Origin of the sequence: Galbibacter mesophilus, assembly GCF_023721415.1 — a bacterium.
GTDB lineage: Bacteria > Bacteroidota > Bacteroidia > Flavobacteriales > Flavobacteriaceae > Galbibacter > Galbibacter mesophilus.
This window is the reverse complement of sequence record NZ_JAMQVC010000002.1, coordinates 974,649-996,685: the sequence shown is the minus strand read 5'-3', so window position 1 is coordinate 996,685 and position 22,037 is coordinate 974,649. Positions and strand designations below refer to the sequence as shown.

Here is a 22,037-nt window from a genome sequence, read left to right as displayed (position 1 = left end):
TGGCAATTTCAAAGTAACCCTTTGAGAATAATATTTTTTTTGATTTATATCTCCACTTTCAATTTGTTGGTTGCTCAAGAAAACGAATCAAAGAAAAATAAAGATTCCATTAACGAATTACCCAAAAAAGAAAGTGTTCTTCCGAAAGACGGTGTGTACCGCTCCAACCCTATAAAAGGATATAATGATGCCTATTACGAGCTTTCTAGAGTTAATCCAAGTATAGGTTTACCTGATAATAAATACAACTTGCAAACACCACAAGCAACTTTAGAGCATTTTGTGGTCAGTTGTAGAAATCAAAAGTATAGAGAGGCTGCTTATGCGTTAAACTTAAATCTATTACCAGACAATATAACATTGGACCAAGCTGGTGAATTAGCTCAAAAACTCTTTATAGTTTTAGATTCGAGAGTGAAAATAGATTGGGATGGCTTGTCGGATCGTCCAGACGGTCAAACAGATATCCAAACAACGACCAACCAGGCGATAGCGGGAAGCCCAAGAAGAAGTGTTGTGTTTGGTTCTATTGATTTAGGGGAACGTGATGTAATGTTACGATTACAAAGGGTTAAATATAAAGATTATGGTGCCTTTTGGCTTATATCTGGAAATACAGTAGAAAATATAGAGCCTTTGTATGTTGAATACGGCCCGAGAAAATTAGATAGAATGATGCCCCACTGGGCGAGAATAAAATTCTTTAATGCACCTATTTGGAAACTTCTTGGGACACTTATTTTAATGGGGGTTTCATTCTTAGTGGGCTGGATTTTCTTTCGTGTTTTAAAATTTGTTTTTAGACGTTTTAAAAAGGAGTGGCTTACTACTTTTTCGGCCAAGCTGGCAAAGCCAGGAGCCATCGCTATTGGAGTATTGTTTTTCTATGTTACGCTCAATGAATTGATTTCCTTTGCAGGTCCGTTTGCTAGCAACATTTATGCTGTTTTGCTAATTATTGTTGTGGGTTCAGTTACTTGGTTTATCATGAAATTTATTGATGCTTTTATGATTTATGTAGCTGAAAATCAAATCGGGGATGTCTCTGTGGAAGAGAATTCCGAAGCAAGAAAATCACTTACCTATATTTCAGTAGCAAGAAGAATTATTACATTCTTGGTAACCATTATTGGAATTTCCATTGTGTTATCTCAGTTTCGGTCCTTTGAAAAACTAGGAATTTCTCTATTGGCGTCTGCAGGGGTGGTAACTGTTGTTCTTGGAGTGGCAGCGCAAAGTACACTTGGAAATATTATCGCAGGGATACAAATTGCCATTACACGTCCAGCAAAGATTGGAGACACCGTTATTATTGATGATAACTGGGGGTACGTGGAAGATATTACCTTCACCTACATGGTAGTCCGAACGTGGGATTTAAGGAGATTGGTAGTTCCGTTGAAAGAAATTATTTCCAAAACATTTGAAAATTGGTCAATGACCAGCGCAAATCAAATCCGTCCTATCGTTTTATATGCAGATTATCATGTTGATGTTGATAAGATTAGAGCTAAATTTAAAGAGTTATTGGAATCCAATGATAAGTGGGACAAAGAGCAAGCGCCGAGCGTTCAAGTTACAGAAGTAACAGAACGCTCTGTGCAAATACGAGCGTTGTGCAGCGCTAAAGACGCAATGTCAAGTTGGGATTTACACTGTGAATTGCGCGAACAGCTTGTTAAGTACATCAGTTCTTTGGAAAAGGGCACTTATCTTACGCGGTCGAGAAATTTGATGGATACTTCTTGGAATGCAGAAAAGTAAACAAGCTCGGCGCAAGCCTGCCTTAGCTGTTAAGAAAGGCAAGCGTAGCAGCAACTTGTCTGAGGTCAGTCAGATTATAAATCTCACTTTGTGATTTAGTTATAAATACTTTCTGTATGTCCGCCATTTTTTTATGAGCTGCGGATTGTAATCTTTCCAAAGCGCTTGCACTTGATTGTTGGTTTCCAGCTCCGGGTTGGTTTCCACAATCTCGATACCGCGTCTTACAAAGACTTCATACGTTTTATGAAATATAATTGCCGTAAGTCCTTTTCGCATGTATTCTGGAGCTACGCCAATTAGCAGCATAGTAGCTTTGTTATTTTTCTTCTGAGCTTTCAATAAATGGTAAAATCCAAAAGGAAATAATTTTCCGTTTGCTTTTTGCAATGCTTTAGAAAAAGAAGGCATAATGATGGAAAACGCTATTAAATTATCATTTTCATCGGCAATAAGATTTACAAAATCGGGATCTAAAAATTTAAGATATTTATTCTTGTAGTGTTCAATTTGGTACGGTTTGATGGGAGTAAAAGATTCCAAATGCTCATGGGAACGGTTCATAAGATCGAAAATCTTTTCCGCGTACGGCAATAGAGCTTTTGTGTTTGGGGTATGTAAAAGCTTCAAATTGTATTTCTTCATCAATAAATCAGAAAACTTTGCCAGCTTCTCGGGAACTTTATTGGGGACAATAATTTCAAATTCTTTCCAATCTACTTCCTTCTTAAACCCAACCGATTCCATTAAAGAAGGGTAGTAGGCATAATTGTAGTTGGTGGGCATGCTTCCTATACGATCGAAGCCTTCAATAAGCATTCCTGCTTTGTCCATATTAGAAAAACCTGCTGGGCCTTCAACGTACTCCAAGTTGTGCTCTTTCCCAATTGAAAACACTTTGTCGAATAGCGCTTTTGTTACTTCTTCATCATCAATGGCATCAAACCATCCGAAACGTAATTTACTGTTTCCAAGTTCTTTTACTTCGTTCCAATTGATGATAGCACAAACCCGCCCGACAATTTTATCATTTTTAATAGCCATGAAAAACCAAGCTTCTGCATTTTTAAAAGCGGGATTTTTTTGACTGTCAAAATTGTTAAGTTCTTCTTTAATAATCGGCGGTACCCAATTTTTAGAATCTTTGTAAAGGGAGAAAGGAAATTTTACAAATTGTTCTAATTCCTTTTTTGTGCTAGCTTGTTTTATTTCAATCATTTCTTATTCTTCGGTATCTAAATCTTCAAACGGATTCTTTTTCCTTCTTTTTTTCTTAGCTTCTTTTATGAATTCTTTGTCCTCGTCGGATACGTTATCAATCTGCTTGGGTTTGTCTTTGTGATAATCCAATCGGTAAGAAATTCCGATAGAGCCGAAAAATCTCGATGGAGTATCTTTTATATTGATGCCCAACGAAGCATCCACTTGCATATTTTTTTCAAAAAGTCTGGCAGCACCGGCTCTAAATATTCCATCGGAATAAGAATCGCTACTATATCCTTGATTTTCAACAAAAATAGAATATCGAGGGTCGGGAAGGGCATGGGTCAAAGTTATAACATAATTGAAGAGTGGGTCATCAGTGGTGAATTTGTCGTACACAAAATTCATAACCAACACCCAATTTGGGGTCAGGTGATTTTGCGTCGCAATCATTACCTTGGGACTAACTTGCGGGTCCTCTGGGTAAAATGGATTGTCACCGAAATTAAAATTTGCTCCAGCATACACTGCAACGGCGGGAATTAAATTTCTCCACTGTACATGGTTATTCGCTCTCCAACTATAAAGGTTTGGTTTGTTTTTCTCTGGATTTTTATAAGGGTCGTAAATTAAATATTTAGCTCCAATAGTGTTACGCGTAAAATTACTTCGTGAGTAATCAACAGATGGATTCATAGAAAAATCAGTGTAATTTTCTTTGGTATAGGTTCCATCTAGAATAAGTTCAAGTTGCTCAAACAGAAAACCGTAGCGAATGGCGTAATCCATCCCGTAGCGGTTTCCTTCCGTTTCCAAAACCGAATGATCGTTTCTTTCGTAATAAAAACCGCCTTCCCCTTGCACCACATTTTTTCCAACGGCAAAAGCACTGTAGGATGCTCCCGGACGGTTAGAATTAATTACTTCGGTGTATTGGGCTTGGGTATTTAGGACGGTCAACAAAAGGATAGCAGTAAAGTAGCGTAGTTTGTTCATATCAAAATTTGGTTTTCCTAGCGATTAGTACTTAATAACGAAATTAAATTTTTTAGCTATTCTGGCAGGTAAATATCGGCAAAAAAATGATTTCAACCACATCATGTGTCGGTGTTGCTCCTATTAAAACTTCACTTTTGGTCATTTTATTATTATTTTAAGGAATAATATCTTTTTAAACCCACATTCTGTTGTATTTTTGAAAGTATTTTCAAAGTGGAATTCAATGCAGTTATTAAGAACTATATTAATTATCCTTTTATTTTGGTATGGATTTAAGATATTAGCGAGACTTTTTGGTCCTTATCTTGTGAAATATGCATCTAAAAAAATGGAGAAAAAGTTTAAACAACAGTTTAATCAGCAAAGGCAACAAAATGGTCAAGATCCTAAATATAAAGAGGGTGAAACTGTAATAGATAGAAAGCCCCAGGATTCAAATGCCAAAAAATCTTCTGAAGAAGTTGGAGAATACATAGAATTTGAAGAAATTGACTAACTAAAATAGCGTTTCATGACTAACCAATTAAAGAATATTGTACCACATTTTGTGGTATTTTTAGTTTTTATACTTACTTCCCTTTTATATTTTTCACCAGTTCTTCAAGGAAAAAAAATTTTTCAGAGTGACATCGTACAATATGTGGGTATGTCGGAAGAACGGGACGCCTTTAAGGAAAGTACGGGGGAAGAATCGTATTGGACGAATAGTGCTTTTGGAGGCATGCCTACGTATCAATTAGGAGCCAACTATCCCCATAATTATATTAAAAAACTGGATAAAGTTATTCGCTTCTTGCCTAGACCGGCGGATTACCTTTTTTTATACTTCATCGGATTTTACTTGCTGCTTTTAATTTTAAAAGTTGATTGGAAATTGGCTGGAATAGGAGCTTTGGCTTTTGGATTTTCCACATATTTAATCATTATTTTGGGAGTGGGACACAACGCTAAAGCCCATGCAATTGGTTATTTCCCCTTCGTTTTAGCAGGTATTATTTTAGCTTTCAGAAGAAATTATATAAGCGGATTTCTTCTTACCGCTTTCGCAATGGCCTTGGAAATCAATGCGAATCACTTCCAAATGACCTACTATTTATTGCTATTAGTACTGGTTCTTGGAATTGTTTATTTAATTGATGCATATAAACAAAAAGAACTTCCTCACTTTTTTAAAGCGGTTGGCGTACTAGCTGTTGCAGTGGTACTCGCAGTGGCTACTAATGCTACTAATTTAATGGCAACAAAGGAATATGCCGAATGGAGTACAAGAGGAAAAAGCGAACTCACCGTAAATCCGGACGGTTCGCCAAAAGAAAATACAAACGGACTCGATAAAGATTACATCACTCAATATAGTTATGGCTTGTTTGAATCATTGAACCTCTTTGTCCCTCGTTTAATGGGCGGTGGAAACGACGAAGAGTTAGGAAACGATTCCCATAGTTATGAATATCTTGTTAGGCAGGGTGTTCCTCCAGCACAAGCACAGGATTTTGTTAAAAATCAAGCAGCGAGAATGATGTACTGGGGTGAACAGCCCATCACTGCAGCGCCGGCTTACGTGGGTGCGGCGGTTATTTTCCTGTTTTTAATGAGCCTGTTTTTACTGCAAGGAAAATTAAAATGGTGGCTTTTGGCAGGTGCTATTATGTCTTTGGTACTGTCTTGGGGACATAATTTCGAACTACTCACCAATGCTATGATCGATTATTTCCCAATGTACAATAAGTTTAGGGCAATTACATCGATACAAGTAATATTGGAACTTTGCGTGCCAATACTTGCTATTTTAGGCCTAAAAGTACTTTTTGAAAGGGAAACTGAGGCTTCTAAAAAGCTGAACGCCCTTAAATGGTCTGTTATTATTTCTGGAGGTACTTTGGTACTGTTGTTCTTTGCTAAAGGAGCGCTGGATTTCAGTCATGCCAACGATGCTTTTTATCGTCAACAATTTGATCAAATGGGAATGAACCAGTTGATGGGAAGTATTAAAAAAGACCGGGAAGCACTTTATACAAAAGATATTTTTAGAAGTTTGTTATTTGTGTTGGCTGTTGCGGCGGTAATTTGGTTTTTCATTAAAGAAAAGTTGAAGCAAAATATTGCTATACTGGCTTTCGGAATTCTTATCTTAATTGATTTGGTGGGTATTGATAGACAATACGTAAATAAAGATGATTTTGTTGCGGCTAGAGTGTTGGATAGACCTTTTCAACAGTCAGCTATCGATAAGCAAATCCTACAAGATGAAGGATACTATCGGGTTTTCAACACCCAAGAAAGCATCAATGGTGCGAGTACTTCTTTTTATCATAAGTCAATAGGGGGGTATCACGCTGCAAAGCCAAAGCGTTTACAGGATTTATTTGAATATCAAATAAGTAAAAACAACGTAGGGGTTTTAAACATGTTGAATGTAAAATATATCATTCGCCAAAATGACAAAGGACAGATGTATCCGGCTAAAAATCCGTATGCCAATGGTCCCGCTTGGTTTGTAAGCAATTTAATAGCTGTTAATTCAGCTGATGCTGAAATGGCTACGTTAGATAGCCTTAACACTAAAACTACCGCTGTATTTAATAATGAGGCGTTTAAAGATATTTCTGAAAGTAATTTTACGGTAGATTCAACAGCTTCCATTAAATTGGTTGATTACCAGCCGAACAAGCTCACCTACGAATCGAAAAACCAAAATGAAGGAGTAGCGGTTTTTTCTGAAATGCATTATCCTCATGGATGGCAAGTCACGATTGATGGGAAATCTTCTGAAGAATTTAGGGTAAATTATGCTTTACGTGCTTTAAAGATTCCAGCTGGCGAGCATACTATTGTTTTCAAATTTGAACCACAAGTGGTGAAAACTGGAAGTACAATTGGCTTGGCAAGTAATGTGCTTTTATTTTTATTGCTTTTAGGCGGTCTTTTCTACGGATGGAAACTTAGAAATAAAGGGGTATAATTTCTTTATGGAATGAAGAAAGTCCTAATTATAACATACTATTGGCCCCCAGCAGGAGGGCCAGGGGTGCAACGGTGGCTTAATTTTGTTAAGTTCTTGCCCGAGTTTGAAATTGAACCCATTGTTTTCATTCCAGAAAATCCAGATTATCCCATGGAAGATGCTTCTTTCTTAGAGGAAGTTCCAAAAAATGCTAGAATACTAAAACATCCCATTTTCGAGCCCTATAAATTGGCGTCATTCTTTTCGAAGAAGAAAACGAAACAAATAAGTAAGGGTATTATTTCTTCGGAGAAACAATCGGTTGTGGAAAGCATAATGTTATGGATTCGAGGTAATTTTTTTATCCCTGATGCCCGTGTTTTTTGGGTTAAACCATCTGTAAAATATCTAGAATCCTTTATTCAAAAGGAACAAATAGATACGATTATAACCACAGGTCCTCCACATAGCGTTCATTTAATAGGGATGAAGCTGAAAGGCATGCTAGACCTTAAATGGATTGCCGATTTTAGGGACCCTTGGACAAATATCGGTTACCACTCCGATTTAAAACTTACTGAAAGTTCACAAAAAAAGCACCTTGCGTTGGAACGCCAAGTGCTCAACAAAGCCAATCAAGTAATAACTACAAGTTACACTACAAAAGAAGAGTTTAGCGGCATCACCGAAAAGCCTATTGAGGTAATTACCAATGGTTTTCTTTCTGAAAATGAAGGACAAAAAGAGTTAAGTAAAAACTTCACATTATCACACATAGGTTCTTTACTTTCAGGTCGCAATCCAGAAGTTTTATGGAATGCGATAGGAGAATTATTGGAGGAACTGGATGGATTTAAAAAAGATTTTGAATTACAATTGGCCGGAGCCGTTAGCGAAGATGTTTTAAGGTCGATTAAAGCTGCGGGAATCACAGATAATCTTTCCGTTTTAGGATATGTTTCCCATGAGGAAGCGTTACATCTTCAGAAATCCTCCCAGGTTTTGTTGCTTATCGAAATTGATTCAGAAAAAACAAGAGGAATCATTCCAGGTAAATTGTTCGAATATCTTTCAGCAAAACGTCCCATAGTTGCCATTGGTCCAAATGGATGGGATGTTCAAAAAATTCTTGAAGAAACAAAGGCTGGGGTATATTTTGAGTATTCAGAAAAGGAAAATATTAAAGAAACGATACGTTCTTATTACAAAGCGTTTAAAAATGCTAATTTGCATGTAAATTCGGTAAACATTGAAAAATTTCATCGAAGGGCATTAACCGCGCATTTGGCTTCTATAATGTAAAACTTTATGGGGATTGTTATCAATCAAACATTTAAAAACACTATTACAACCTATCTCGGCTTTGGGATAGGAGCCATTAGCACGCTTTTTCTTTACACCAACTTTTTAACGGACGATTATTATGGTTTGGTTGCATATTTACTTTCTGCCGCCAATATTTTAATGCCTATTTTGTGTTTCGGCGTTCAAAATAGTATTGTTAAGTTTTATAGCAGTTATACGAATCATGATGAACAAAATGCATTCACGGGATTTATATTTTTGTTGCCTTTGGTTATAATTGTTCCCGCTGGTCTTTTGGGTGCGATGTTTTATGAATCAATTGTAGATTATCTTACTACAAAAAATGAAATTCTAGCTCCCTACGTTTGGACCATTTTTGTTTTGGGCTTTTCCATGGCGTACTTCGAAGTGTTTTATGCATGGGCGAAAGTCCATATGAAGTCGGTTTACGGAAATTTTTTAAAAGAAGTTTTCCATAGAGTAGTTGTAGCCGTTTTATTGGTGATGGTATATTTAAAAGTGCTGAGTGTTCCTGCCTTTATTTACAGCCTAATGGGTGTTTATTTATTAAGGATGCTGCTAATGCTAGTAAGCGCATTTATCATTGAAAAACCAGTTTTAAAATTTCGCTTGCCTGAAAATTACGTTTCAGTTTTAAAATATTCGTTTTTAATCATTTTAACCGGTTCTATAGCTGCTGTACTTTTGGATATAGACAAAGTGATGTTAGGACAATTTAAAGAAATTGAAAACATTGCCTATTACACTGTAGCAGTTTTTATCGCCATTGTAATTGCGGTACCAGCAAGGTCGATGCACCAAATTACATATCCAATTACCAGTGAGTTGCTGAATGCTAAAAAGTATAAAGAGTTGGACGAACTTTACAAGAAAAGTTCAATCAACCTTTTTATTGTTGGGGGCTTTATATTTCTTTTGATTGTTTTGAATATAAATGAAATGTATTTCTTGCTTCCGGAAAAATACCGTGGAGGAGTAGTAGTGGTGTTTCTTATTTCCTTGGCTAAATTGCTTGACAATCTTATCGGAAATAATAATGCTATTATTTTTAACTCGGATTACTATCGAATGGTGTTGTTCTTTGGCGTTTTATTGGTTGTCCTTACAGTTATCTTAAATATAATTTTCATACCCATTTGGGGAATTAATGGTGCTGCGGTGGCCACATTTTTAGCATTTACACTTTACAACGGGATTAAACTTTATTTTGTTTGGATAAAACTTCATTTGCAGCCTTTTACCAAGAATACTTTTCGAACTGCTTTACTGATAAGCATTTCTTTTTTCATTTTCTATTTTTGGGATTTTAGCTTCCTCCCAATCCTCAACATCATTCTTAAATCAACTTTGATATTCTTGTTTTTTTGGGGTGTTACCTATAAATTAAGGCTTTCTGAAGACATCAATTTACTTGTTGCTAAATACTTTTCGAAAAAGAATTTCAAATAAAAAACTGCTCCCGATTGGAAGCAGTTTGTAGCATTATTAAAAATTATCTTAACAGATGTATTAGTTGTTGTCAAATTTATGCGTGAACAACTTAGGATTAACAACCAACATTGCCCATGCCCAGTTGTTAGTGTTGTCATTAGGACGTCCTTCTTTAATCAAACTCATACTATCGGAAGCAAACATGTGGGAATAACCTACTTTTAAAGTTGCAAATTTCATCAACTTTTGTGTGAATTGTACATCGATTTCCGTTCCTAGATATGGATCGGCGTTATTGGCAAGGTCTCCGTTGGCACCAAAATAATGGATAGCTCCCAGTAGGTTTGATTTTTCACCTGTCTTTAATACTACCTTTCCGTAAAGATCATTTAGTCCAACGTTGTTTGCGTGATTACCCACATAGAAATAATCCATAAAACCATTAAAGGCATGGTTTGTTCCATACAGCGGGAAGAATGAATGATTGTCGCTTCCACCTTGGTCAGAGCCACTTTGCGCTTCAAAACCTAAAGCAAATAAAGTGTTTTGCGGCTTGTAACTGGCTTCAAGCATAAATTCGTATGCAGATAAGTCCACATTTATAGGGTAAGCTTTTCCAAATTGATAATAGAAACTTCCGCTGAAATTCACTACCGAAAGAGGAAATTGAAAATATGTTCCTGCCGTATGGGTATAGTAAACCCCGTCGGCTTGGTCGTTCTCATCGAACTCCTGAAATCCGGTATTTAGAAATAGAAAACTAGCCTGTGCTTTCTCCCATTCCTTTTTTGCATATAAATATTGCATGGTTTTGTAGGTGAAAAAACCTGGTACGTCATAAGCAGTGCCCTCATTTTCCTGACTGGTTTGGTTGAAAGCGAAACCAGCATCTGCCATAAAACTATCATTTTTGTATCTTAAAAGGGCTGCATCGTGAAAGCGTCCTTGCATCGCCCAGTCAAGACCTCCAAAAATACGTTCATTATCATAAACTATGGGTTGTCTACCTACTTTGGTTGACCAGTTTTCGTCAAATATTAGTTCTGCCCACGCTTGAAAAAGAAAGAAAGAGTCGTTGCCATCATTAATTAAAATTTGACGTGTATCTCCCCATGTACTCACATCTTGAATACTTAACATAACGTTTAAAAGCTCGGATTTATAATTAAGGTTCAAGCGTGAACGTTGCGTGACAAATGCCGCAGGATCAGCATCATCGGGGAAAAGATTGTTGAATCCATGTCGGTATTCAAATCGTGGACGAAGGTCTAGGTCTGCTTCAAAAGTTTGGCTGAAAGCTGATGTTGAAAGAATAAAGCATAGGATGCAAAAGGTAATTTTTCTTATCATGATTGTTGGTTTTGTTTCAAAAATAAGTATTAATACTTAATATTAAGTATTTTTACGTAGTTTTTTTAATAAAATATTGATTAGCTTTGTTCATACCAGTTCGATTGAAAGTACGGGGGAGACTCTATAAAGATAATACTATGATTTCAGTAAACAAGGCACTAGCAATTATAAAATCTCACACTACAGCAAGGCTACTTGAAATATCTTCTCTAAAAAATGTCAATGGTCATGTTTTGGGAGAAGATGTTTTTTCAGAAATTAATTTGCCCCCTTTTAGGCAATCAGCTATGGATGGTTATGCCGTAAGTGGAAGCAAAAGCCTATCTTTTAAGGTCATTGGAGAGGTTCAAGCCGGAAGTAATATTAATATTACCTTAAAAGAAGGAGAAGCAGTTAGGGTTTTTACGGGAGCACCTGTTCCAAAGGGAACAACAAGGGTGCTAATGCAAGAACACGTGGAAGAAGTAAATGGTGTAATTACTTATTTAAAAGATTCATTCGGAAAAAACAATGTAAAGGAAACTGGAGAGCAGATAAAAAAAGGAAGTGTTGCATTGTCAAAGGGAACTTTATTGAATGCTTCTGCTGTTGCTTTTTTAAGCGGACTCGGAATTAAGGATGTGTCGGTGTTTAAAATGCCCAAAGTATCGATATTGGTAAGCGGAAATGAATTACAAGCCCCCGGTGAAGCTCTGGAGAACGGAAAAATTTACGATAGTAATTCGATAATGCTAAAGCTTCTGTTGCAGAAAATAGGAGTGCAAAACGTAGAAGTTGTATTTGTAGGAGATTCAAAACATGAAATAACAACCACGGTAGCACGCTTGCTTGAAGATTCCCATTTTATAATCGCATCTGGCGGAATATCCGTGGGAGAATACGATTTAATTCGGCATGCATTTGAGGCCAACAGTGTGGAAGAAAAGTTTTATAAAATAAATCAGCGTCCAGGCAAACCTATTTACTTTGGAAAGAAGGATGAAGTTTCAGTTTTCGGACTCCCAGGAAATCCAGCTGCTTGTTTTATAAATTTCCAGGTGTATGTATTGCCGGCACTTCGCCGCTTTATAGGTATTGAAAATACAAATGGATTTAAAAAAGCCACGTTGTTGGAAAGTATTTCCAATCCCACTGGAAAAAGCTTGTTTTTAAGAGCCAAAGTCACAGGAAATACTATTGAAATTTTTAAAAACCAGAGCTCAGCGATGTTACAAAGTTTAATTGATGCCAATGCGCTAGCCTATATTCCAGAAGATACGGCGGTTTGTGATAAGGGAAAAGAGATTTTATATCTGGATATTCTTCAGTAAATTTATCATATTCAAAAAAGCGTGACAAATAGGTGAAAAATAATGTGAAATGAAAAAGAAGAAGCAAGTATTTATGGAGGGAGCAATAGCTCCGGAGTTTATTGCAACATCAATTGCGAAACATCAATCTAAACATTCTATTGGCGCTCATAACATTTTTTTAGGTCAGGTGAGAGCGGATGAAATTGAAGGAAAAAAAGTAAGTGCTATTGAGTATTCGACCTATGAAGGTATGGCGAACGAAAAGCTGCAAGAAATTCGTGAAAAGGCTTTTGAAAGGTTCAATCTTACTTACATGCATATTTATCATAGTTTGGGGAAAGTAAAAGCAGGGGAAATTTGTTTTTTTGTTTTTGTTTCTTCGGAAAGAAGAAAAGAGGTGTACGCCGCTACTGAAGCCATTGTAAATATGGTAAAAGAAGAAGTGCCCATTTTTGGAAAGGAACTTTTCGAAGATGAAACTCACCAATGGAAAGTGAATAGTTGATTTTTCCCAAAGACCTAACACCCATCACCCAACACCTAACTCAATGATAGATACATCCAACCAAATAAAAACATTATGTATTTCTACTGCTGAAGTTGGCATTCAGTTAGAAGGCGCGACAGCATCAAAGTACACAAAGGAAGTATTCTTCACGGTGAAATCCGCTGCACAATTGGCTGTAAAAAATGCTTTTACCTTGATTCCTGATTTGTTACCGGCGCCTATCAACAGCATCGAGGTGACAGATAATCTAGAGGGACAAATCTTGAAAATTACAGTAACAGTGAAAGCAATCCACAGCTCTAATTTGGATTCTGAGGCATTACTGGGCGCTTCTGTGGCTTCCATTACCTTAACCAATATGCTCTCAGAAAATGATAACGATGTCGTTATTGACGGACTTAAAATTATCAAAAGTAAAAGCGGACTCAAAGGTTTTAAACGAATGTTTCCATCGAATTTAAAGGCAGCAGTAATTGTTTGTTCCGATTCCATTTCCGAAGGCAAAAAAGAGGATAGGGCTGGGAAAGCAATCATAGAAAAATTGAAGGAAGATGGAGTGGAGGTGTCACATTACGAAATTATCCCCGATGAAAAAGATATTATTGCCGAAAAGGCTAGATCACTCTCTAAAACAAACAATTTGTTAATTTACACAGGTGGCACTGGGCTCTCATTTAGGGATGTAACTCCGGAAGCATTAACACCTCTTTTAGAAAGAAACATTCCTGGTATCGAAGAAGCGATACGTAGTTACGGACAAGAACGTATGCCTTTTGCCATGCTTTCCAGAAGCATTGCTGGAACTATAGGTAATTGCTTGGTGTTAGCGTTACCTGGCTCTACCAATGGCGCTAAAGAATCTATGGACGCGATTTTTCCGCACGTTCTTCATGTTTTTAAAATTTTGCGGGGACATCAACATGATGAATAGCGCTATCGATTGTTAGGCCAAATTCTTCGAAATTTTTAAACGAAATCATTAATTATCTTCTTGGGGCTATGTCAAAGAAAAATGCAAATGGTGTTTTATAGGTTGAGGAATAGGATAAAAAATCACCTTTGCAAACAATAATCTTTTTAATTTGATGTTATTTCTGAAACGTCCCAAAAAATTATCCTTATGAAAAATCTTTCTCGTGGCTTACTTTTGATAGGTTATGGTTTTTTAATTTTATCCTGTTCGAATGACGAATCGGTTGAAAATGACACTGAAATCGGTAATGATCCCCTCGAAAATGTGGAGCTATCGAGTCGGCAATCTGTGACAGATAAGGATGGCAACACTTACGAGGTAGGCTTTAATCAAGTAAGCAATATCAATCAGGATCCGTTTGTTCGTAAAAAATCAGCTTCCGGAGAATCGTTGTGGTATGTCGAACACGAAAAGTCTGAGGTTGACGGTCGTGCCCTTATGGTAATGGTCGACAATAATAATGTTCCTTGGGTTGTGTTTTCGCTAGTTGGTGGTAGTAATAGTGCCGATTACCTCACAAAAAGAGCTATTGAAAATGAAGCGTTTGCTGGTGTTTATCAAAATAGCTACGGAAATGGAGGCGGTCCAAAAGTATCCATTTTGGCAAAGCTGAATCCGAATTCCGGAGCGATTAGCAAGGCAAGTTTTATTACCGCTCGGAAAAATGACGGAAAAACCAACGGTTTCAATATTAAAAGTATCGGATTTAATGACGGTAACATTGCTTTTGAAGCAGCCTCTGTAGCTTGGCCTCCTGGAAAAGGCAAGTCCTATAATAGATTTCCAGATATTACCGATGCTGATAGGGTAGATGGTTCTTTTAAAATGTACTACGAAATGAATACCGATCTTAGCGAAATAACCGTGGCCGAACTCTTGAAATAACCTTCAATCATCAAAAAAAACTGTAACATTTTTCTATAATTTCAGTCATATAATAAACCAACAAAAAGAAATATGACAGCACATGAAATAGATTACCAAATCTTCGGGGAAGAAATGCAATATGTAGAGATTGAATTAGACCCCCGCGAAGCAGTTGTGGCAGAAGCCGGAAGTTTTATGATGATGGATAGCGGACTCCAAATGGATACTATTTTTGGAGATGGTTCCAATCAGGAAAGAGGCGTTTTAGGTAAACTTTTTTCAGCAGGAAAAAGATTACTTACCGGTGAAAGTCTTTTCATGACTGCTTTTTTAAACACCGATGCTGGGAAACGTAAAGTAAGCTTTGCTTCCCCGTATCCAGGTAAAATCATTCCTATTGACCTCACCAAATACGGAGGGAAATTTATTTGTCAGAAAGATGCTTTTCTCTGCGCAGCCCAAGGAGTTTCTATTGGTATTGAGTTTTCTAGAAGACTTGGCCGTGGCTTTTTTGGAGGGGAAGGATTTATCATGCAAAAACTGGAAGGAGACGGAATGGCTTTTGTGCATGCCGGTGGAACATTGGCAAGAAAGGAACTGGCTGCAGGAGAAGTTTTAAAAGTAGACACCGGTTGTATTGTAGGTTTCACTCAAAATGTTGATTACGATATTCAATTTGTTGGCGGTATAAAGAATACTGTTTTCGGAGGAGAAGGATTGTTTTTTGCCTCTCTTACCGGCCCCGGCGTAGTATATATTCAATCGTTACCATTTAGTCGTTTAGCAAGTAGGGTATTTGCAGCCGCACCCCAACAAGGAGGAAAAGATAAAGGAGAAGGCAGTATATTAGGTGGCTTGGGCGATATTTTAGACGGCGATAACAGATTTTAACCCTCATTTTGGGTTCAACCTGTCTTACATATTTTAAGTGGGTAGGTTTCGGACAGTTCTGCATCGAAATGAAGTAAACAATTTTTAGTCAGAATGCCTTGCGATTCCGACTATGGATGTTGTAGGTTTGCTTCGAGATAACTGATTAGTAATCCTTTACCGCTATCTTTTGAACTTGGTCTAAATATTTTGTACTTTCGCCACACTGCATGGATGATTTCTCTCCGTAAGAAGGAATTGTAAAGTATCACAATTTAAATTTCAATTTCAGAATGGCAGTTTTGGAAAAATTAACTTCAAAAGATGCGATAGCATTAGAAGACAAGTACGGTGCGCATAATTATCACCCATTACCGGTTGTGTTAAGCCGAGGAGAAGGTGTGTACATGTGGGATGTAGAAGGTAAAAAGTATTACGATTTTTTATCAGCTTATTCCGCAGTAAATCAAGGGCATTGCAATCCGCGTATCGTAAATGCAATGATAGAACAGGCAAAGACCTTAACTTTAACATCCCGTGCGTTTCACAACGATATGTTGGGGAAATTTGAGCAGTATGCTACTTCTTATTTCGGTTTTGACAAACTTTTGCCCATGAATACAGGGGCTGAAGCTGTAGAAACCGCAATTAAAATTTGTAGAAAGTGGGCTTACGAGAAGAAGGGAATTAAAGAGCAAGAAGCACAAATTGTAGTTTGTGAAAATAATTTCCACGGAAGAACAACAACAATTATTTCTTTTTCCAATGATGAGGGAGCACGGAAAAATTTCGGTCCGTACACCCCAGGATTTTTGAAAATCCCTTACGATAATACGGAAGCTTTGGAAAAAACATTGAAGGAAAACGATAACATCGCTGGTTTCTTGGTAGAACCTATTCAAGGTGAAGCGGGTGTTTATGTGCCTTCAGAAGGTTATTTAACCAAAGCAAGAGAGCTGTGTAAGCAATACGGTGTTTTATTCATTGCTGATGAAATTCAAACCGGTATTGCCAGAACAGGAAAATTGTTGGCAATTGATCATGAAGATATAAAGCCAGATATGCTAATCCTCGGGAAAGCAATTAGTGGCGGGGTATATCCTGTGAGTGCTGTATTGGCAGATAACGAGGTAATGAATGTTATCAAGCCAGGACAACACGGAAGTACTTTTGGCGGAAATCCAGTAGCCGCTGCAGTAGCCACCGAAGCATTGGAAGTAGTTAGAGATGAAAACTTAGCCGAAAATGCTGAGAAACTCGGACAAAAATTCCGTAGCGAGCTTCAAAAATATATTGAAAATAGTAATATAGTAAGCCTAGTTCGTGGAAAAGGACTGTTAAATGCCATTGTGATCAATGATAGTGAAAATAGTTCTACCGCTTGGGATATCTGTATGGCGTTGAAGGAAAACGGACTTTTAGCGAAACCAACTCATGGTAATATCATCCGTTTTGCACCGCCTTTGGTTATGACGGAAGAACAATTGTTGGATTGTGTTTCGATTATAACGAAGACTTTAAAAGATTTTGAAAAGTAAATTCGATAGTTAGAATTAAAAAAAATGCCCGCGGTAGCGGGCATTTTGAGTTTATAGGATTGTACTGAATTACTCCTCAAAAAGCTCATTCATTCGTTCTTGAATTAATTCTTGATCGTTACTCATAATTACTTCCCAGCCTATGGCTATAATGGCCCAAACCATAAAAGCAATCATCAGTATATTTAAAATAATACCAATAATAGCAAGAATTCTACCAGTTTTAATGGTATTGTAATTAGAATAGGCAGCTGGATCCAATAGGTAGGTTTTCTTAGCTTTATTCGCTAATACCAATGCAATAATAGCCGGAATGATACCTACACCATAAAAACAGCAAATTAAATAGCTCCCTATGGCCAGTATGATAATTAAAGTTGAATTAGGTAATTTTTGTTCTTCCATAATTTTTAAGTTGATTAGGATTAAAAGATTATTTTGATTAGATAATTGATAACAATAGTAGACACTGTGGTTATAGCTAATATTATTTTAATCTTTTCTACATGTTTTATGTTAACAAACAAAGTAGCTATAAGAAAACCGATTAAAGCAATTAATGGATAAATCGCTGGATACATTTTAAAAGCACCAATAAAGTCCCCTTGAAAAAGAAGCGCAACAGAACGTTGTAGTCCACACCCCAAACATTCAAAACCCAAATACTTTTTGTTTAGGCATGGAAGCATATAATCTTCTGCAGATGCTGTTCCAAAAATCTTCATAATTTAACAATGCACTAAGTATTGTAAACTTATTAAAAACTTCTTAATCAAACTTGCTGCATTGTATTATTTTTGTCGAATAAATATAAAAAAAAGTCATTTATGAAGTTGTTTTCACTTTTATGTATCGTTTTGGGGGCTATTCTAATATTTGTTTTTAATGATGAATCGGATTACGATAAGTACTTAAAGATTTTAGGTTTTGTGTTACTGATGTATGGTTTGTATAAATCAACTCAACTTTGGGTAAAAGACAATCCAAAAGATGACAAAAAAGATGATACAAAAAGTTTGGACGACCACTTAAGAGATTAATAAGATGAAATTTCAAGTAGGGGATTCCATAGAAGTACTGGATGATGCAATAAAAGGTACAGTTTTAAAGGTTAGCGGAACTTCTGTTCTAGTTGCTACGGAAGACGGTTTTGAAATGTCGTTTTTAGAGACCGAACTCGTAAAAATAAAGGGTGATGCTATGAAGGTTTCAAATTTTGACGTGGCAAAAGCTGTGAAAGAAAAGCAACAAGGCATAAAACAAAAGAAAAAATCGCCTAAAATGGAGAAAGTGGTGCCGCCAATGGAGGTTGATCTCCATATTCATAAACTTACCGAATCAACCCGTGGAATGACCAATTTTGATATGCTTAACCTTCAAATGGATACGGCGAAGCATAAATTGGAATTTGCCATCGAGAAGCGTATACAGAAAATTGTATTTATCCACGGAGTAGGGCAAGGGGTCCTAAAAACCGAATTGGAATACCTTTTTGGTCGTTACGATAACGTAACCTTCTACGACGCCGATTACAAAACTTACGGTTTGGGCGCTACGGAAGTTTATATTTATCAAAATGCCAATAACTAAATAGTTAAGTTTATGGGCAAATAGATTTAAATTTCCTGGAAAATTATTTTTCTTCTTGTTTTATTGGGGTTTCTACGGTACCAAATAAGTACGTTTCTACATCAAATTTAATTTCTTGGTTTTCATTTTGTAGTTTAAAACCATCTACAATCTCAATAACACTTGTATAAATAGATTGGTAAACATTTTTTCTACGAGTAGATTTTTTTGTAGTTTCTGTATTTGCAATGGGCGTTAAATAATTAGGAATTTTTTCACCATCGATGTCCGTTGTGTCATTGGCCGGATTTCCGTCTCCACCTAAATCTTCATCAATGGTTAAAACGCCATCATTATCATCGTCATTATCTAGATAATTCGGGAGGTCGTCCCCATCGGTGTTGGTAAAAACAATATTGGTAGGATCTGTATTGTCTATTTCATCAATTGTTGGTATGCGGTCGTCATCATCATCTGGATCTATGTAATCTGGAAAACCATCACCATCACTATCTCGCGAAGCTTCCATGTTTACCGTGCCATCTTCATTCAAAACCATGCCTTCCTGTTCCGAAGGAATTCCGTCCAGATCATCATCTTCTTTTGTCGTGGTAATCCTAATCGTTCCACTGGGGGAATACCATTCTTCAGTAACCAACGGGGAAGTAGGCGGTACGCTTTGACAAAAGTAAGCTGGAGTCACTTCGTTATCTAAAATTCGGTATAAAACCTTATTGGTGTTGTTGTTTATTGGGAATTCTAAGACCTCTACCTCGGTAAAGTCAACAGAATTGGGAGCTAGTTGAATTATTAAAGCCTCGTTTTTTGCTTCAGAAATTTTGAATAGTGTAACGGTGCCATCCAAGCAAGGTTCTTGAACATCGGTTTCATCAAAATCGAGTTGTTCAATGATAAAGTCACCATCATCACACCCCAATAAAAACATCAACAATCCAAAAAAGAATATTCTTCGCATCCCTAGAATTTTAAATCTTAAACAAATGTAAAACATACTAAGTTATAACGAAATTTATTGTGAATAATTTTAAATAAAAGTACTTTTGCGGCATGCAAAAAGTGTATTTAGATAGTGCTGCTACAACGCAGGTGAGAGAAGGGGTAATCGCTAAAATGCAAGATGCTTTGGCGAATTTTTATGGAAATCCGTCGTCCACACATAGTTTTGGAAGATCGGCAAAAACCCAGATAGAAAAGGCAAGAAAAACCATAGCAAAACAACTGAATGCTAGTCCGTCAGAAATTATTTTTACCTCTGGTGGAACCGAGGCCGATAATATGATTTTACGCTGTGGGGTAAGGGATTTAAAGGTTAAGAACTTAATTACTTCCAAAATCGAGCACCATGCTGTTCTGCATACCGTGGAGCAGTTGGAAAAGGAATATGATATAAAGGTTTCTTACGTTGATTTAAATGAATGTGGAACACCCAGTTTGGAAAGCCTTGAAGATTTGCTGAAGAATAATCCAGAAAAGACATTGGTAAGTTTAATGCATGTGAACAATGAGATTGGAAACATGATAGATATTGATGCATTTGCCGATAAATGCAAGGAATACGATGCTCTTTTTCATTCCGACACGGTGCAGTCTATCGGGCACTGGGAATGGGATGTACAAAAAACGAAAGCCGATTTCTTAACCGCAGCGGCACATAAATTTCATGGACCAAAGGGAATTGGATTTGCATTTATACGAAAAAATATTCCAATCAAACAAATGATTTGTGGAGGTGAACAAGAACGTGGCTTTAGAGCTGGAACGGAGCCTTTTCATAATATTGTGGGCTTGGAAGAGGCTTTTATTTCCGCATACGATAATTTAGAAAAAGAGCGTGCTTATGTAACTGAGTTGAAGGAATATTTTATGCAAGAACTGGAAAAAGCGCTTCCAGGCGTAAAATTTAATGGTACTTGTGGAAATATGGAGAAAAGTACCTACACCTTGGTAAATGCTTGTTTGCCGCTTTCAGCAGAAAAAGGTGCTTTACTTTTATTTCAACTGGATATTAAAGGAATTGCTTGTTCAAAAGGGAGTGCTTGCCAAAGTGGAAGCTCAGCAGGATCTCATGTTTTGAATGAAATTTTAAGTGAAGAAGATTCGCAAAAGCCATCTGTTCGATTCTCATTTTCGCACTACAACACGAAAGAAGAAATGGATTATGTAGTAAGTTGCTTAAAAGAGTTTGCCGAAAGTTAAGCTTTGAAATTAAAAACATATGAAAATAAAAAAGGGACCGTACTTTATTGGACAGTCCCTTTTCTTATTAAATTTTAAACGTATTTCGTGAAGGCTTTTCGATTGAAAATTCGCCTTAGCTTTTCTGTTCTTTGTTGAAATACACCAAATAATAATACATTTGCTTTTCTTCGTCCCATCCTTTTTCAACAAACTTTTCAGCAGATTCTGGATTGATGAAATCCATTTTAATTTGAATGTTTGTATCCAAATTAATCACGTTCTTAATTTTTTTCCGGGCGTCAGAAACTGCTTTATTTGCAATTGGAAAGGAAGAAACATCTTCAATACTATATTTTGGTCCCTTTTCGGTTTTGTAGTTCTTAAATTCTGGGATTAGTGCTGGATTTTCCATTACTTCATTTAAGAAACTGGTCTCTTCGAAATCGTCGTTACTTGCAAAATGATTAACGGCGCGGTTCATGAACATCACCTCTTCTTTTTTGTCTTCAGCAGGCAACACCACGTCTTTTGCGAAATCTTGACAGAATTTCAAGTATTTTTTTGTGAAGTAAGTTTCATCCGTAAGTGCGTCAACACTCATGAAGTTTTCCAACCAATATTTCGTATCGTAGCGGTTGCTGTCCACCGAAAGAATTTTAAATCCTTCTTCTTTATTCGTATTAAAAATCAAACATCCTTTATCAAGCTTATTAATGTTTATCCCTTGACGGATAAGTATTTCTAAATTGGTTCCTTTTTCTTCAAACTCTAAAAAATCATGCTTCAATTCCGATTTAAAGATACCGATGGCATTTATTTTTTCATTGTCCAAGTTTACATCCGTTAGATAAGCCACATAAACTTCTCCGCTTTTGATGTGAGGGTGATTGGACTGATCGTATAAATGGGTAGCAATGCTCTTGGAAACTTTGTGAACGCTGGTTGGGTCTTCAAAAATTTCTGAAGCCATGGCATATAATTCATTGTATTCCAAATCTACTTCGTGATCGAAACGATAGTAATTTTCTTCTTTTTCGCGGAAAGGCTTAAAGAAATACTCTTTTAATAGTCCCGTTATTTCATCATTCAATCGGTATGGCTCTTCAGAAAAGAAAGTGCCTTCTTCTTTGCTTTTGTTTCCAATTCTGTGAATGGATAAGCTTTCAATTTGAGTGGGATATAAATTGATCATTCTAAAGTT

Annotated in this window: 21 protein-coding genes; 14 read left to right on the top strand and 7 right to left on the bottom strand. The window is 36.7% G+C overall.

Annotated features, from left to right (window positions below):
• The first annotated feature begins 21 nt into the window (after positions 1–21).
• Positions 22–1,764 carry a mechanosensitive ion channel family protein gene (locus tag NDQ75_RS11130; protein WP_242513623.1) on the top strand — a complete coding sequence of 581 codons (1,743 nt, stop codon included), beginning with the start codon at positions 22–24 and terminating at the stop codon, positions 1,762–1,764.
• Between the two features lie 99 nt (positions 1,765–1,863).
• Here the strand turns inward: NDQ75_RS11130 and NDQ75_RS11125 are convergent, their stop codons facing one another.
• Together NDQ75_RS11125 and NDQ75_RS11120 are read right to left on the bottom strand one after the other, a co-directional pair.
• The gene (locus NDQ75_RS11125; RefSeq protein WP_202027551.1) at positions 1,864–2,982 is read right to left on the bottom strand and encodes a GTP cyclohydrolase; all 1,119 of its coding nucleotides are present in this window, start codon (positions 2,980–2,982) and stop codon (positions 1,864–1,866) included.
• Between the two features lie 3 nt (positions 2,983–2,985).
• Positions 2,986–3,963 carry a transporter gene (locus NDQ75_RS11120; protein WP_202027550.1) on the bottom strand — a complete coding sequence of 326 codons (978 nt, stop codon included), beginning with the start codon at positions 3,961–3,963 and terminating at the stop codon, positions 2,986–2,988.
• Positions 3,964–4,189: 226 nt separating this feature from the next.
• Here NDQ75_RS11120 and NDQ75_RS11115 point away from each other — a divergent pair, with 226 nt between their 5' ends.
• The 4 genes from NDQ75_RS11115 to NDQ75_RS11100 are packed head-to-tail and all read left to right on the top strand — an operon-like array spanning position 4,190 to position 9,685.
• Positions 4,190–4,462 carry a DUF4834 family protein gene (locus NDQ75_RS11115; protein WP_202027549.1) on the top strand — a complete coding sequence of 91 codons (273 nt, stop codon included), beginning with the start codon at positions 4,190–4,192 and terminating at the stop codon, positions 4,460–4,462.
• 15 nt (positions 4,463–4,477) lie between these two features.
• On the top strand, positions 4,478–6,928 hold the full coding sequence (locus NDQ75_RS11110) for a YfhO family protein (RefSeq protein ID WP_202027548.1): 2,451 nt from the start codon (positions 4,478–4,480) through the stop codon (positions 6,926–6,928).
• 12 nt (positions 6,929–6,940) lie between these two features.
• Entirely contained in the window at positions 6,941–8,212 is a 1,272-nt protein-coding gene (locus tag NDQ75_RS11105) for a glycosyltransferase family 4 protein (RefSeq protein WP_202027547.1), read from the top strand.
• A gap of 6 nt (positions 8,213–8,218) precedes the next feature.
• Complete coding sequence (locus NDQ75_RS11100; protein ID WP_202027546.1) at positions 8,219–9,685, top strand: oligosaccharide flippase family protein; 1,467 nt, start codon at positions 8,219–8,221, stop codon at positions 9,683–9,685.
• A 60-nt stretch (positions 9,686–9,745) separates the two neighbouring features.
• On the opposite strand, the gene NDQ75_RS11095 is transcribed toward NDQ75_RS11100, so the two are convergent.
• Positions 9,746–11,017, bottom strand: a complete 1,272-nt coding sequence (locus tag NDQ75_RS11095) for an alginate export family protein (protein ID WP_202027545.1) — start codon at positions 11,015–11,017, stop codon at positions 9,746–9,748.
• Between the two features lie 140 nt (positions 11,018–11,157).
• On the opposite strand from NDQ75_RS11095, the gene NDQ75_RS11090 reads away from it, so the two are divergent.
• From NDQ75_RS11090 to rocD, 6 genes are all read left to right on the top strand, one after another.
• On the top strand, positions 11,158–12,330 hold the full coding sequence (locus NDQ75_RS11090) for a molybdopterin molybdotransferase MoeA (RefSeq protein WP_202027544.1): 1,173 nt from the start codon (positions 11,158–11,160) through the stop codon (positions 12,328–12,330).
• 49 nt (positions 12,331–12,379) lie between these two features.
• Positions 12,380–12,817: a molybdenum cofactor biosynthesis protein MoaE gene (locus NDQ75_RS11085; RefSeq protein WP_202027543.1), complete on the top strand. Its 438-nt coding sequence runs from the start codon at positions 12,380–12,382 to the stop codon at positions 12,815–12,817.
• A 43-nt stretch (positions 12,818–12,860) separates the two neighbouring features.
• Positions 12,861–13,751: a bifunctional molybdenum cofactor biosynthesis protein MoaC/MoaB gene (locus tag NDQ75_RS11080; RefSeq protein ID WP_202027542.1), complete on the top strand. Its 891-nt coding sequence runs from the start codon at positions 12,861–12,863 to the stop codon at positions 13,749–13,751.
• A 189-nt stretch (positions 13,752–13,940) separates the two neighbouring features.
• Positions 13,941–14,678 carry a hypothetical protein gene (locus NDQ75_RS11075; RefSeq protein ID WP_202027541.1) on the top strand — a complete coding sequence of 246 codons (738 nt, stop codon included), beginning with the start codon at positions 13,941–13,943 and terminating at the stop codon, positions 14,676–14,678.
• A gap of 72 nt (positions 14,679–14,750) precedes the next feature.
• Positions 14,751–15,551: a TIGR00266 family protein gene (locus NDQ75_RS11070; RefSeq protein ID WP_202027540.1), complete on the top strand. Its 801-nt coding sequence runs from the start codon at positions 14,751–14,753 to the stop codon at positions 15,549–15,551.
• Positions 15,552–15,823: 272 nt separating this feature from the next.
• Entirely contained in the window at positions 15,824–17,068 is a 1,245-nt protein-coding gene (gene rocD, locus NDQ75_RS11065) for an ornithine--oxo-acid transaminase (protein WP_202027539.1), read from the top strand.
• A 69-nt stretch (positions 17,069–17,137) separates the two neighbouring features.
• Here rocD and NDQ75_RS11060 read toward each other — a convergent pair whose 3' ends face one another.
• On the bottom strand, positions 17,138–17,473 hold the full coding sequence (locus NDQ75_RS11060) for a CCC motif membrane protein (RefSeq protein ID WP_202027538.1): 336 nt from the start codon (positions 17,471–17,473) through the stop codon (positions 17,138–17,140).
• Between the two features lie 20 nt (positions 17,474–17,493).
• Positions 17,494–17,793 carry a DUF2752 domain-containing protein gene (locus NDQ75_RS11055; protein WP_202027537.1) on the bottom strand — a complete coding sequence of 100 codons (300 nt, stop codon included), beginning with the start codon at positions 17,791–17,793 and terminating at the stop codon, positions 17,494–17,496.
• Positions 17,794–17,895: 102 nt separating this feature from the next.
• Here NDQ75_RS11055 and NDQ75_RS11050 point away from each other — a divergent pair, with 102 nt between their 5' ends.
• Together NDQ75_RS11050 and NDQ75_RS11045 are read left to right on the top strand one after the other, a co-directional pair.
• Entirely contained in the window at positions 17,896–18,108 is a 213-nt protein-coding gene (locus NDQ75_RS11050) for a hypothetical protein (protein WP_202027536.1), read from the top strand.
• A 4-nt stretch (positions 18,109–18,112) separates the two neighbouring features.
• On the top strand, positions 18,113–18,658 hold the full coding sequence (locus NDQ75_RS11045) for a Smr/MutS family protein (protein ID WP_202027535.1): 546 nt from the start codon (positions 18,113–18,115) through the stop codon (positions 18,656–18,658).
• Positions 18,659–18,701: 43 nt separating this feature from the next.
• Here NDQ75_RS11045 and NDQ75_RS11040 read toward each other — a convergent pair whose 3' ends face one another.
• The gene (locus tag NDQ75_RS11040) at positions 18,702–19,613 is read right to left on the bottom strand and encodes a hypothetical protein (RefSeq protein WP_202027534.1); all 912 of its coding nucleotides are present in this window, start codon (positions 19,611–19,613) and stop codon (positions 18,702–18,704) included.
• Positions 19,614–19,705: 92 nt separating this feature from the next.
• Here NDQ75_RS11040 and NDQ75_RS11035 point away from each other — a divergent pair, with 92 nt between their 5' ends.
• Complete coding sequence (locus NDQ75_RS11035; RefSeq protein WP_202027533.1) at positions 19,706–20,854, top strand: cysteine desulfurase family protein; 1,149 nt, start codon at positions 19,706–19,708, stop codon at positions 20,852–20,854.
• Between the two features lie 115 nt (positions 20,855–20,969).
• On the opposite strand, the gene NDQ75_RS11030 is transcribed toward NDQ75_RS11035, so the two are convergent.
• On the bottom strand, positions 20,970–22,028 hold the full coding sequence (locus NDQ75_RS11030) for a nucleoid-associated protein (protein WP_202027532.1): 1,059 nt from the start codon (positions 22,026–22,028) through the stop codon (positions 20,970–20,972).
• Positions 22,029–22,037 lie beyond the last annotated feature (9 nt).